Origin of the sequence: Streptomyces radicis, from assembly GCF_003626575.1 — a bacterium.
Taxonomy (GTDB): Bacteria; Actinomycetota; Actinomycetes; order Streptomycetales; family Streptomycetaceae; genus Streptomyces; species Streptomyces radicis.
Map to the genome: position 1 here is coordinate 183,849 of NZ_RBDY01000006.1, position 13,087 is coordinate 196,935.

Genomic DNA, 13,087 nt, shown 5'->3' on the forward strand with positions numbered 1-13,087 from the left:
GTCGAAGGTGGTCACAGCAGCTCCTCGGCGAGCCCGATGACGACGGGCGCCACGCCGATCAGCAGGAATGCGGGCAGGAAGCAGAGCCCGAGCGGCCCGGTGACATGGATCGCCGCGCGTCTGGCCCGGGTCTGGGCCGCCCGGCGCCGACGGGCCCGCGTCTCGGCGGCCTCGGCCGCCACCGCGGCGGCCGTGGGCGCGCCGCTTGTACCGGCCAGCTCCAGGCGGCGGGCCAGCCCTCCGGCGCCGGGGAGCACCCCGAACCTCCCCCACACCACGGCCGGATCGCCGCCGAGGCGCAGCTCGCTCGCGGCCCACCGCAGCCGCTCGCCCACCGAGCCGCCCAGCGAGAACCCCACCGCCTCGGCCGCCGCGCCGGGCGTCGCCCCCGCCGCGAGACAGGCGGCGAGCAGCTCGGTGGCCAACGGCAGGCCAGGATCCTCGGCCACCCGCCCCCGACCCCGCACCCGGGCCAGCAGGGCCCTGACCCCGGAGGGCCGTTCGCCGGGCCGGTGAACGGGCGGACCGGCGGACCGCTCGGTGGACGACCCGCGTCCGCGGCGGCGCAGGGCCAGCACCACCAGGGCCGTCACGGCGGCCAGCGCCGCGAGTGCCGACGCCGTCATGGCGCGCTCCGCTCCGCGGCGCGGGTGATGGCCCGCACCCAGGCCACCCCCGCCCACTCCAGGGCGGCGCCGAGGGCCAGGCAGCAGAGTCCGGCCTGGGTGCCGAGCAGCACGCGCAGCGGGGAGACGCCCATGGCGGCGCCGAGGGCGAGTCCGAACAGCGGCAGCGCGCCCAGCAGCAGCGCCGTCGTCCGCGGTCCCGCCAACTGGGCCCGCAGCTCCTCCTGTTGGTCCCGCTCGGCGCGCAACGCGCCCGCGACCCGCTCCAGGCCCGCCGCCAGCGACGCGCCTCCGTCGACCGCCACCGACCAGCAGGCGGCCACCCCCCGCAGCCCCTCGGCGCCGGGCCGACGGCCCGCCGCGCGCAGGGCCGCGGGCACGTCCCCGCCGTACCGGGCGGCGGCCACCGCCCCGCCGCCCGGCACGCCGAGCCCGGCGGTGCCCACGGCGGTCATCGCCTGGGCCGGGGGCCTCCCGGCCCGCACCTCCCCGGCCAGCGCGGCGCAGAAAGCGATGACCTCGTCCCGGCGCCCGTCCGCGGCCCGCTGGGCCCCGCGCTCCCGCCAACGGCGCACCGCCAGCGGCGCCAGCAGCGCCGCGGCGAGCAGCGGCAGCGGGGATCTGCCCCATGCCGAGGCCAGCAGCCCCACGGCAAGACAGCTCAGCACCACGCGCGTCTCGGCGGCGTCCAGCCTCCGGGGCACCAGGCGCTTGAGCGGCAGCGACGGCCCAGGCGGCTCCCAGGCCCCACCGCCCGCCGCCAACAGGCGCGGCCTGCGGCGTGAAGGTCCTCCGGTGAGCAGCCAGGCCCCGGCCCCGGCGCACAGCGCGACGGCGAACTGCGGCAGCTGTCCCGTCACAGCACACCTCCCCCGCGCTGGGCGCACAGCCGGGCGAGCCGCACCCACCCGGGTCCGCGCTCGAATCCCCCGAGCGCCCAGCAGGCCGCGGGAACGGTGTGCACCAGGCCCTGGTCGTCCCGCTCCAGCACATGGATCTCGGCGAGCCTGCGCTGCCCGGTGCTCCGGTCCTTCACCAGGTGCAGCACCACGGAGAGCGCGGCGGCGAGCTGGCTGTGCAGCGCGGCCCTCGGCAGCCCGGCGGTGCTGCCCAACGCCTCGAGGCGCGCCGGGGCGTCGGCCGCGGCGTTGGCGTGCAGGGTGCCGCAGCCGCCGTCGTGCCCGGTGTTGAGCGCGCCGAGCAGCTCCGTCACCTCGCTGCCGCGCACCTCGCCCACCACGAGCCGGTCGGGGCGCATCCGCAGCGCCTGGCGGACCAGGTCGTGAAGCGTGACGCGGCCCGTGCCCTCCTGGTTGGCCGGGCGGGTCTCCAGGCGGACCACATGGGGGTGGCTCGGGCGCAGCTCGGCGGAGTCCTCGACGAGGACGATCCGCTCGTCCGCGCCGACCAGGCCGAGCAGCGTGGCGAGCAGCGTGCTCTTGCCCGTGCCGGTGCCGCCGGTGATCAGGAAGGACAGCCGGGCGGCGAGCACCGCGCGCAGCAGCCGCTCGCCACCGGGTGGCAACGTGCCCGCCTCGCCCAGCTCGGCCAGGGTGAACGCCCGCGGCCGCACCACGCGCAGCGACAGGCAGGGGGATCCGACGACCACGGGCGGCAGCACCGCGTGCATCCGGGTGCCGTCGGGCAGCCGCGCGTCGGCCCACGGCCGCGCGTCGTCGAGCCGCCGCCCCGCGGCGGCGGCGAGCCGCTGCGCGAGCCTGCGGATGGCCGCGGTGTCGGGGAAGCGCACATCGGCCCGCTCCAGGCCGCGCCCCCGGTCCACCCAGACCTCGGTGGGCCCGTTGACCAGCACGTCGGTGACATCGGGCGCGGCGAGCAGGGGTTGCAGCGGGCCCGCGCCGACCAGCTCGGAGCGCAGGGCGCGGACCACGGAGAGCACGGTGCTGTCGCCAAGCAGCCGCCCTCTGGCGCGCAGCGCCGCCGCGACCCGCCCGGGGGTGGGCTCCGCGCCCTCCTCGGCCAGCCGCAGCCGGACGGCCTCGAGCAGCTCGGGCAGCTCCGTCGGCTCGATCGGCTCGGGAAGCTCGGCGGACTCGGCCGGGGCGCTCATACGGCGGCTCCCTGGACGGCCCTGGCGCGTTCGATGAGGGTGGCGGAGAAGCGGGCGAGCACGCCTCTCGCGTCGGTGCCAGGGGGCTCCCCCGCGTCGGACGCCGCCGAAAGCCCCGGCTCGTCCGGCAGCTCGCCCGCGAGCGGCAGGCCCAGGAGCCGGGCCAGCTCGGCACCGGCCAGCCCACCGCTCGCCGTGCGGGCCACCACCCGCAGGTCGCGGACCATCGCGCCCGCCGTGGCGACCACCCGCTGGGCCCCGGCCACCGCGCGCAACTCGCCCGGCACCACCAGGAGACCGAGGTCGAGCTGGGCCAACGCCTCGCCCACCGCCTCGTCGACGACGCGCGGCAGGTCGACCACGACCAGGCCACCGCCCCTGCGCGCCGCCGTGAGCACCGTGCACATCGCCTCGCCCGGCAGCCGGGCGCCGTCCGCCCGGTCCCAGCTGAGCAGGCTGACGCCGTGCAGCCGGGGCAGCGACTCGTCGAGGGCCGACCCGGAGAGCCTTCCCCTGGCCGAGACGAACGCCGGCCAGCGCGGCCCGGGGGCCCGTTCGCCGCCGAGCAGTATGTCGAGACCGCCCCCGAGCGGGTCGCCGTCGACCAGGACCGTGCGCTTCCCCTGCCGCGCGGACGTCACCGCCAGGGCGCAGGCCAGCGAGGACGCCCCCGCGCCGCCCCGCCCTCCGATCACGCCCACGGTCAGCGCGGGATGGCCCGGGCGGTCGACCGCGTCGGCGATGCGGTCGGCGAGCCACGGCTCGTCGCTCGGCAGGTGGAGCACCTGCTCGGCGCCGAGCGCCACGCCCCGCGCCCAGATCGTGGGGTCGTCCATGTCGCGGCCCACCAGCAGCACCCCGGGCCGCCGCCCGGGCCAGCGCCCCGCGCCCTGCCGCGCCACCGCGCGGTCGTCCCCGACGAGCACGAGCGGCGCCCGCTCCCACTGCCCGGCCGCGACCGGCCCGCCGTGGACCACCTCGGCCTCCGCGTCGGCGGCGACGCACAGCCGCAGCAGATCGTCGAGAAGGTCTTCGTCCTCCGTGAGAATCAGAATGGATTCGGCCACGGCTATCCCCCTTCGCACAGTGCGTCCGGTCAGTCGCCGAACGCATCGACAGCCACGTCATTCACGGTGCCGTGGCTGAAGGCATTTCAGGGGCCTCAGGGGAAATCTGTGGATAACTTCGACTCTGTGGAAAACTCATTCACCCCCACGGGAACGGCTACGGACAGCGATCATCGTGGGGAGGGCCAAGAGGGCCGGGGGAAGGCTCGAGAAGGGGGTCCACGAGGCGGGCCGACGGTGGGTCACCCGGCCCCGGACATGCGACGACCCCCGCCGGGGGGGAGAGCGGGGGTCGTCTTCCGCGGCCGACTCGGGGGGGAGGAGTCGGGCCGGGTTAGCACGGTCGCGAACGATCCGTGACTTCCATGGTGTACCCGAGAGCCCTCTGAGGCAAACCACCGCGCCTCAGCGTACGCCGAATGGTGGGCCCTTATGCTCGGGGCGTGAAAATACTGGCCCAGCCACGGACCGCCGCCTTCTTCGACCTGGACAAGACGGTCATCGCGAAGTCCAGCGCGCTCACGTTCAGCAGACCCTTCTACCAGGGTGGGCTCATCAACCGACGCACCGTCCTGCGCTCGGCCTACGCACAGTTCGTCTTCCTCATCGGCGGGGCGGACCACGACCAGACGGAGCGCATGCGGGAGTACCTCTCGGCGCTCTGCCGTGGCTGGAACGTGCGACAGGTGAAAGAGATCGTCGCCGAAACGCTGCACCAGGTGATCGATCCGATCATCTACGACGAGGCGGCGTCGCTGATCGAGCAGCACCACGCCGCCGGGCGCGACGTGGTGATCGTCAGCTCGTCGGGCGCCGAGGTCGTCGAGCCCATCGGCGAACTGCTGGGCGCCGACCGCGTGGTGGCCACGCGCATGGTCGTCGCCGACGGCTGCTACACCGGCGAGGTCGAGTACTACGCGTACGGCCCGGCCAAGGCCGAGGCCATCGCCGAGCTTGCCGTCTCCGAGGGGTACGACCTCGACCGCTGCTACGCGTACAGCGACAGCGTCACGGACATCCCGATGCTCGAGGCCGTCGGCCACCCGCACGCCGTGAACCCGGACCGCGCGATGCGCAGGGAGGCCGCCGCGCGCGGCTGGCCCGTGCTGACGTTCGAACGCCCGGTGCGCCTGCGGCAGCGACTGCCGTCCCTGAGCCTCGGTCCCAGGCCCGCCCTGGCCGCGGGCGCCGCGCTCGCGGCGGCGGTGTGCGCGGCCGGTCTCGTCTGGTACGTCGGCCGCCGCAGGAGCGCCCGTGCCGCGCGGCTGCGGCTCACCGCGGCCTGAGCACGACGGGCGGGGAGCGGTCCGGGGCTCAGACCGCGCCGCGTTGCAACGCCTCGCACACCGCGGCGGACTCGCGGGCGCCCAGCTCGACGGCGCGTCCGCAGTGCGCGATCCAGCGCGCGACTCCCTCGGGCGCGCCGGAGATGTACGCCCCGAGCGCGTCGAGATAGGCCTCACGCCCCAGCTCGGCGTGGCCCACCTCCGCGGGGGCCACGCCCTTGGGGTCGAGCCCAGCGGCGATCAACGTGACGCGCTCCGCCGCGCGGGCCACCAGGCCGTTGTGCGTGCCGAAGGGGCGCAGCGCCAGCAGCTCGCCGTGCACCACCGCGGCCCTCACAAGCCCCGGGGCGTCCGAGCCCGCGACCAGCAGCCGACCGAGCGCGTCGAGCCGCGCCGCCACGGCGTCGGGCGGCGGCGGGGGCGCGTCGAGGGCGGCGAGCGCCGGCTCGGAGACGGCCTCGTCCGCGCGCCGCGGCCTTCCGACGGTGTCGCCTGGCGCCGTGCCCCCCGCCGCGACCAGGTGCAGCCGGGCCAGGACGCGCGACGGCGAGGCGCGCCAGACGTCGAGCAGCTGCCCGGCCTCGGCCGTCAGCCGCAGGGCCGCGCCCACCGTCCGCGACGCGTCGTCCGCGCCGAAGTCGCCGCGCCTGCGGACCTCTTCGAGCGCCCAGTCGGCGCCGTCGAGCGCGGCCGAGCCCCGCGCGCCCCGCAACGCGCCCTCCGCAGCCACCTCGGGGCCGCGTCGGCGCATCACCCGGTGCCCGTACACCCGGTCGACGGCCTCGCGCACGCCCTCGACGGCCGCTCCCACGCCGGGCAGCGAGGCCAGGCGCGCGAGCGGGTCGGCGGCGTCGGTCTCGTTCGTCACACGCGTTGCACCCATAGCACCGAGCCTAGAGCCGGTCCAGGGGCGCCGTTCGACACGTTCGGGTGGACTTTCGCGGGCCTCCGTGCGGGGCGTCCCCCGACCGGGGCTACGCTGATGAACATGAAGATCGCTTTCGTTGGCAAGGGAGGCAGCGGGAAGACCACGGTGTCCTCGCTGTTCGTCAGGCACCTGGCAGCTCGGGCCGTTCCGGTGACCGCGGTGGACGCCGACATCAACCAACACCTCGGCGTCGCCCTCGGCCTCCCGGAGGAGCGGGCCGCCGCGCTCCAGCCGCTCGGCGACAGGCTGGGGATGATCAAGGACTATCTGCGCGGCGACAACCCCCGGATCCCCTCCGCCGAGACCATGATCAAGACCACGCCGCCTGGCACCGGCTCCCGGCTGCTGCGGCTTGACGAGGACAATCCCGTGTTCGCGCAGTGCGCCGACGATGTCCGCCTCGACGGCGACGCGTCGGCGCGGCTGCTGGTCACCGGCCCTTTCACCGAGGACGACCTCGGCGTGGCGTGCTACCACTCCAAGACCGGCGCCGTGGAGCTGCTGCTCAATCACCTGGTCGACGGGCGTGACGAGTACGTCGTGGTGGACATGACGGCGGGCAGCGACTCGTTCGCCTCCGGGATGTTCACGCGCTTCGACATGACCTTCGTGGTGGCCGAGCCGACCCGCAAGGGCGTCTCCGTCTACCGCCAGTACCGCGACTACGCACGGGACTTCGGCGTCGAGCTGCGCGTCGTCGGGAACAAAGTGCAGGGGCCGGATGACATCGAGTTCCTGCGCGCGGAGGTCGGCGATGACCTGCTGGTCACGGTCGGGCACTCGGACTGGGTGCGCGCCCTGGAGCGGGGCGCGGCGAAGCCCTTCGGGGCGCTCGAGGAGACGAACGCGCGGGCGCTGCGCGTCCTGCACGCCGCGGCCGATGCCGCGTACACGCGCCGGGACTGGCACCGGTACACCCAGCAGATGGTGCACTTCCATCTGAAGAACGCCGCGAGCTGGGGGAATGAGCGGACCGGGGTCGACCTGGCGGCCCAGGTCGACCCCGGCTTCGTGCTGGGCGAGGCGCCGAGCCCGCAGCCGGTCTGAGCCCGGCCGGAGACCCGGCCCCCTTCAGTCGCGGGGGCGTGCGGCGGGGAGGTCCTGGAGGAACGCCTCCCAGCCGCCGTCAGGCCGCTCGCCGACGCCCAGGGTCCGCAGCTGTTCGAGCACGGCGGGGTCCTGGGCGTCGAGCCAGTCCACCAGCTGCCGGAACGACACGCAGTGCACGTCGTCGCGGGGGCAGAGCTCCTTGATGACGGACTCGACGGCGTTCATGTAGGCGCCGTCGTTCCAGTCGTTGAAGTGGTTGCCGACGATGAGGGGCGCGCGGTTGCCGTCGTACGCCCGGTCGAACGCCTCGAGCAGGCCGTCGCGCATCTCGGCCTCGCCGGCGCCGTTGACCTTGAAGTTGTAGTCCATCGACAGCGTCTCGAAGGCGCGGCCCGGGACCGGGACCGACTGGAGGGGGATGTCCCAGAGGCCTTCGCGTCGCTCCGGCCAGACCTGGAGGCCGTTGCCGCTCGAGTCGTAGCGGAAGCCCATCTCGGCGGCGGCCGCCAGGAGGTTGTCCTGCCCTTCGAGGCAGGGCGCGCGGCCGCCGATCAGCTCCTTCTCGTAGTCGAACGGCAGCGGCTCCATGTCCTCGAGTCCCGTGGTGGTCCGCCAGTTCCGCACCATCCACTTGGCCTGCTCGATCTCCTCGCGCCAGTCGTCGGCCGACCAGGAGGAGACGCCTTCGGGGCCGCAGAAGTGGCCGTTGAAATGGGTGCCGATCTCGCTGCCGTCGAGCCAGGCGGCGCGCAGCTGTTCCAGCGTGGCGGCGATGTTCTCGTCGCGGAGATATCCGATGTCGGACGCGCCGGGCGCGCGCCCCGGGGGGCGATAAGTGGCGCGTTCGCTCTCGGGCAGGAGATAGAGGCCCGACAGGAAGTACGTCATATGGGCGTCGTACCGCTTGCCGAGCTCGCGGAATCGGGAGAACAGCTCATTGCCGTCCTCCCCCGCGCCGTCCCACGAGAAGACGACGAATTGCGGGGGCTCCTCGCCGGGGGCGAGCCGCTCCGCCGTCGGCTGGTGGGGCTGCCTGCCGGTGAAGGCGGTGGAGCCGTCGCCGATCAGGCGGGGGGCGGCGCGTTCGGCGCCCGCGTCGCGCCCTGCGCGCTCGCGCGCCTCCTTGGCCTCCTGACCGGCCGCTCCCTTGTCCTCGGTGGCAGGGGCGCCGTCCTCCCGCGAGCAACCGGCGAGCACCGGGCCGAGCAGGAGAGCCCCCGCCACCACCCAGGCTCCCGTTCGTGCCCCCGCGCGCTTTCCGGTCCACCGGCCGCGTTCAGCCGTCATCGAATCCCGCCTCCGTCCTGAGGGTGTTGGTCGGTCATGCAGATGACCCGACTAACGTCCCTCTCGATCGGAAAAGAGGGTGGAACGACAAGCTTTTCAAATGACTAATTCGCTCGATAGGCGTAATTTCAGGGCCGAATGAGGACGAGCACTAGTAGAGAGCTTTACGTTGCATTACTCTCCATTTACCAAGGCTTGAGAGTTGCCATAGCGGCCCAACGGACGGAGAGGTAAATGTCCGCCCCTCACCGCGCTGACCTGTCCGCCTCGATCTCTGTCTTCCTGATCGCGCTTCCCCTGTCCCTCGGCATCGCGCTGGCCACCGGCGCGCCACTCCAGGCCGGTCTTGTGGCCGCCGCGGTCGGCGGCATCGTGGCCGGGGCGCTGGGCGGGGCGCCGCTCCAGGTCAGCGGCCCCGCCGCCGGCCTGACGGTGATCACCGCCGAGCTGATCCACGAGTACGGCTGGCGCACGACGTGCGCCATCACCGCGCTGGCCGGGCTCGCCCAGCTCGGGCTCGCGGCACTGCGGGTCGCCAGGTCCGCGCTCGTGGTGAGCCCCGCGATCGTGCACGGCATGCTCGCGGGCATCGGGATCACGATCGCCCTGGCCCAGCTGCACATCGTGCTGGGCGGCACGGCCGAGAGCTCAGCCGTCGAGAACGTCACGCAGCTCCCCGGCCAGCTCGCCGACCCGCATCTGACCGCCCTGGCGATCAGCCTGCTGACCATGGCCGTCCTGCTGCTGTGGCCGAGGCTGCCCGGCCGGGCGGGCGCCGTCGTGCGCAAGGCCGCCCCGGCCGCGCTCGCGGCCGTCTCCGTGGCGACCGTCGTGGCGTGGGCCGCCGGGCTGCGGCTGCCCCGGGTCGACCTGCCGGCGTGGAGCAGCCATGCGCTGCCCGAGCTGCCGGACGGGCCGGTCCTCGGGCTGCTCGCCGCCGTGCTGACGGTCACCCTGGTGGCCAGCGTCGAGTCGCTGCTGTCCGCGGTCGCCGTCGACAAGCTGGCCTCCGTCAGGCAGCGGGCGGGCGGACCCCGGGTGCCGCGCGCGGACCTGGACCGCGAGCTGCGCGGGCAGGGCGCGGCCAACGTCGTGTCGGGCGTGCTCGGAGGGCTGCCCGTCACGGGGGTCGCGGTGCGCAGCTCGGCCAACGTGACGGCGGGCGCCGTGACCCGCTGGTCCACGATCCTGCACGGCTGCTGGGTCCTGGTGGCCACCGGGCTGCTGGTCGGCATGCTCCAGCTGATCCCGCTGGCCGCGCTCGCCGCGCTGGTGATGATCGTGGGCGTCCAGATGGTGAACCTGACGCACATCCGCGTCGTCACCAAGCACCGGGAGGCCCTGGTCTACGCGGCGACGGCCGCGGGCGTCACGCTGCTCGGGGTCCTCGAGGGGGTGGTGATCGGCGTCGCGGTGGCCGTGGGCGTCGCGCTGCACCGCCTCACGCACACCCGCATCAGCCACGAGACGCTGCACGACGGCACCCACCAGGTGCGGGTGCGGGGGCAGTTGACCTTTCTCGCGGTGCCCAGGCTCAGCCGGGCGCTGGGGCAGATCCCCGACACGGCCCCGGTCGCCGTCGAGCTGGACGGCACCTTCATGGACCACGCGGCCTACGAGACGCTGCACGACTGGCGCGCGGCGCACGCCGCCCAGGGCGGGACCGTGGAGATCACCGGGCGGGCCGGGGAGCGGATCGGCGACCAGGCGGCCGAGCACCACTGCCGCCCCTGGCAGCCCTGGCGGAACCACCAGTGCACGGCCGCGGTCCCGGCCGCGGGGGCATCGGGCGCCGGCGCGTTCCAGCACGACCAGCTGCTCGGCGGCGTGCGGAATTTCCAGCGGACCACCGCTCCGCTGATCCGCCGCGAGCTGGCCCGGCTCGCGCAGGAGGGCCAGCGCCCCACCCAGCTGTTCCTCACCTGCGCCGACTCCCGCCTGGTGACCAGCATGATCACCTCGAGCGGCCCCGGCGACCTCTTCACCGTGCGGAACATCGGGAATCTCGTGCCGCCCCCGGGGACGGAGTTCGCGGACGACTCCGTCGCCGCCGCGATCGAGTACGCGGTGAACGTCCTGCGGGTCGGCACCGTCACCGTGTGCGGGCACTCCGGGTGCGGCGCGATGCAGGCGGTGGTGGCGCGCGAGGCGGGGGTAGGGGCCGGGCCCGGCTCGCTCGGCCGCTGGCTGCGGCACGCCCACCCCAGTGTGGAGCGGCTGAGCCATCCCGGCCTCGGGGTGCCGCGGATCGAGGGGGAGCGCCCGGCGTCCGACGCCCTGGAGCCGCTGTGCCTGGCCAACGTGGTGCAGCAGCTCGACCATCTCGCCCTGCACGAGTGCGTCTCCCGGCGCCTGGCGGACGGCTCGCTGCATCTGCGGGGGATGTACTTCGACGTGGCCAACGCCCAGGCGTATGTGCTGAGTGAGCGCGACGCCACCGATCCGGTCTTCACCGCCGTCCACCCCGACGCCAGGGCGGAGGTGCTGACCGGCTGACCGGCGCCCGCTCGCGGTGCGGTTGAGCGGCCGTTCGACGCGCTGAGCGCCCGTTCGACGCCAGGTGCTGCCGTTCGCCGCAATAGGTCTGGACCAGTCGTCCGGTTGCCCTTGTCAAAGGGCAACCGGACTGATGAGGTGGGCCGCGTGGGACACAGCTGACGCCGCGAGGAGATGCCGTGAGTAACGAAAGCCTGGCCAATCTCATGACGGAGACACGGAGGTTCGCGCCTCCGGCGGAGGTGGCCGCTGACGCCAATATCACCGCCGCCGCCTACGAGGCCGCCGCCACCGATCGGCTGGGCTTCTGGGCCGAGCAGGCACGTCGGCTCAGCTGGGCGACCCCGCCGACCGAGACGCTGGACTGGTCGAACCCCCCGTTCGCCAAGTGGTTCGCCGACGGCCGGTTGAACGTCTCGTACAACTGCGTGGACCGGCATGTCGAGGCGGGCCACGGGGACCGGGTCGCCATCCACTTCGAGGGGGAGCCGGGCGACTCACGGTCCCTCACCTACGCCGAGTTGCAGCGCGACGTCTCGCGGGCCGCGCACGCGCTCACGGAGCTGGGCGTCAAGGCCGGGGACCGCGTCGCGATCTACATGCCGATGATCCCCGAGACGGTGATCGCGATGCTGGCGTGCGCCCGCGTCGGTGCCCCGCACTCGGTGGTGTTCGGGGCGTTCTCCGCCGACGCGCTGGCCACCCGCATCGAGGACGCGGACGCCCGCGTCGTCATCACCGCCGACGGCGGATACCGCAGGGGCGCGCCCTCCGCGCTCAAGCCCGCGGTCGACGAGGCGCTGACCCGCCCCGGCGCGGCCAACGTCCGCTCCGTGCTGGTCGTGCGCCGCACCGGGCAGGACATCCCCTGGACCGAGGGCCGCGACGTGTGGTGGCACGAGCTGACCGAGCGTCAGCCGAGCGAGCACACGCCGGAGGCGTTCGAGGCGGAGCACCCGCTGTTCATCCTCTACACCTCGGGGACCACCGGGAAGCCCAAGGGGATCCTGCACACGTCGGGCGGCTACCTCACGCAGGTCTCGTTCACCCACCACGCCGTCTTCGACCTCAAGCCGGAGACCGACGTCTTCTGGTGCACCGCGGACGTCGGCTGGGTGACCGGGCACTCGTACATCGTGTACGGCCCCCTGTCGAACGGCGCGACCGAGGTGCTCTACGAGGGCACCCCCAACACCCCGCACAACGGCCGCTGGTGGGAGATCGTCCAGAAGTACGGCGTGACGCTCCTCTACACCGCGCCCACCGCGATCCGCACGTGTATGAAGTGGGGCGACGACATCCCCGCGAAGTTCAACCTCACGAGCCTCCGCGTGCTCGGCTCGGTCGGCGAGCCGATCAACCCCGAGGCGTGGATCTGGTACCGCAAGCACATCGGCGGCGACCGCACGCCCGTGGTCGACACGTGGTGGCAGACCGAGACCGGCGGCGTCATGATCAGCCCGCTGCCCGGCGTCACCGAGGCCAAGCCGGGCGCCGCGCAGGTCCCGCTCCCGGGGATCAGCGCGACGGTCGTGGACGACAACGGCACGGAGGTGCCGAACGGTTCGGGTGGCTATCTCACGGTGACCGAGCCGTGGCCGTCGATGCTGCGCACGATCTGGGGCGACGACCAGCGGTTCCTCGACACCTACTGGTCGCGTTTCGAGGGGAAGTACTTCGCGGGCGACGGCGCCAAGAAGGACGCCGACGGCGACATCTGGCTGCTGGGCCGCGTGGACGACGTGATGCTGGTCTCCGGGCACAACATCTCGACGACCGAGGTAGAGTCGGCCCTGGTCTCGCACCCGAAGATCGCCGAGGCCGCGGTCGTCGGCGCGACCGACCCGCAGACGACGCAGTCGATCTGCGCGTTCGTCATCCTGCGCGGGGGCGCCGCCGAGGAGGAGGGCCTGATCGACGAGCTGCGGGCGCACGTCGCCAAGGAGCTGGGCCCGATCGCCAAGCCGAAGCGGATCCTGCCGGTGGACGAGCTGCCGAAGACCCGTTCGGGCAAGATCATGCGCCGCCTGCTCCGCGACGTCGCGGAGAACCGGCAGCTGGGTGACGTGACCACGCTCACCGACTCGGCGGTGATGGACCTGATCCAGGCCAAGCTGCCCACCGCGGCAAGCGAGGACTGACCCGAGGGCCCGCGACGCCGTCACACCTCGCGACGCCGTTCATCACCTCATGGCACCGTCACACCTCAGGGGCGCCCGGCCGACGGCCGGGCGCCCCTATACCATGAGCTGCATCACTCCCCTGAGCGACGGTGA

Annotated in this window: 10 protein-coding genes; 4 read left to right on the forward strand and 6 right to left on the reverse strand. The window is 74.0% G+C overall.

Features of this window, described 5'->3' with window-relative positions; genetic code table 11:
• Positions 1-11: 11 nt before the first annotated feature.
• From D7318_RS11550 to ssd, 4 genes are read right to left on the reverse strand one after another with little or no spacing between them, the layout of a single operon-like run.
• Positions 12-626 carry a type II secretion system F family protein gene (locus tag D7318_RS11550; protein ID WP_120696831.1) on the reverse strand — a complete coding sequence of 205 codons (615 nt, stop codon included), beginning with the start codon at positions 624-626 and terminating at the stop codon, positions 12-14.
• Positions 623-1,486: a type II secretion system F family protein gene (locus D7318_RS11555; protein ID WP_230423648.1), complete on the reverse strand. Its 864-nt coding sequence runs from the start codon at positions 1,484-1,486 to the stop codon at positions 623-625. The genes D7318_RS11550 and D7318_RS11555 overlap by 4 nt, the downstream gene beginning before the upstream one ends.
• On the reverse strand, positions 1,483-2,697 hold the full coding sequence (locus tag D7318_RS33855) for a TadA family conjugal transfer-associated ATPase (RefSeq protein ID WP_120696832.1): 1,215 nt from the start codon (positions 2,695-2,697) through the stop codon (positions 1,483-1,485). Before D7318_RS33855 ends, D7318_RS11555 begins: the two co-directional genes overlap by 4 nt.
• Positions 2,694-3,764: a septum site-determining protein Ssd gene (ssd, locus tag D7318_RS33860; RefSeq protein WP_120696833.1), complete on the reverse strand. Its 1,071-nt coding sequence runs from the start codon at positions 3,762-3,764 to the stop codon at positions 2,694-2,696. The genes D7318_RS33855 and ssd overlap by 4 nt, the downstream gene beginning before the upstream one ends.
• A gap of 419 nt (positions 3,765-4,183) precedes the next feature.
• Between ssd and D7318_RS11570 the strand changes: the two genes are divergently transcribed.
• Positions 4,184-5,050, forward strand: coding sequence for an HAD family hydrolase (locus D7318_RS11570; RefSeq protein ID WP_120696834.1), 867 nt, complete (start codon positions 4,184-4,186; stop codon positions 5,048-5,050).
• 28 nt (positions 5,051-5,078) lie between these two features.
• Here D7318_RS11570 and D7318_RS11575 read toward each other — a convergent pair whose 3' ends face one another.
• Positions 5,079-5,933: a Fic family protein gene (locus D7318_RS11575; RefSeq protein ID WP_120696835.1), complete on the reverse strand. Its 855-nt coding sequence runs from the start codon at positions 5,931-5,933 to the stop codon at positions 5,079-5,081.
• Positions 5,934-6,038: 105 nt separating this feature from the next.
• Here D7318_RS11575 and D7318_RS11580 point away from each other — a divergent pair, with 105 nt between their 5' ends.
• Positions 6,039-7,025: an ATP-binding protein gene (locus D7318_RS11580; protein ID WP_120696836.1), complete on the forward strand. Its 987-nt coding sequence runs from the start codon at positions 6,039-6,041 to the stop codon at positions 7,023-7,025.
• A gap of 24 nt (positions 7,026-7,049) precedes the next feature.
• On the opposite strand, the gene D7318_RS11585 is transcribed toward D7318_RS11580, so the two are convergent.
• A complete protein-coding gene (locus tag D7318_RS11585; RefSeq protein WP_230423649.1) occupies positions 7,050-8,315 on the reverse strand; it encodes a polysaccharide deacetylase family protein in 1,266 nt (421 codons plus the stop codon).
• Between the two features lie 234 nt (positions 8,316-8,549).
• Between D7318_RS11585 and D7318_RS11590 the strand changes: the two genes are divergently transcribed.
• Positions 8,550-10,811, forward strand: a complete 2,262-nt coding sequence (locus D7318_RS11590) for a SulP family inorganic anion transporter (RefSeq protein WP_120696838.1) — start codon at positions 8,550-8,552, stop codon at positions 10,809-10,811.
• A 179-nt stretch (positions 10,812-10,990) separates the two neighbouring features.
• A complete protein-coding gene (gene acs, locus D7318_RS11595; RefSeq protein WP_120696839.1) occupies positions 10,991-12,952 on the forward strand; it encodes an acetate--CoA ligase in 1,962 nt (653 codons plus the stop codon).
• The last annotated feature ends 135 nt before the right edge of the window (positions 12,953-13,087 follow it).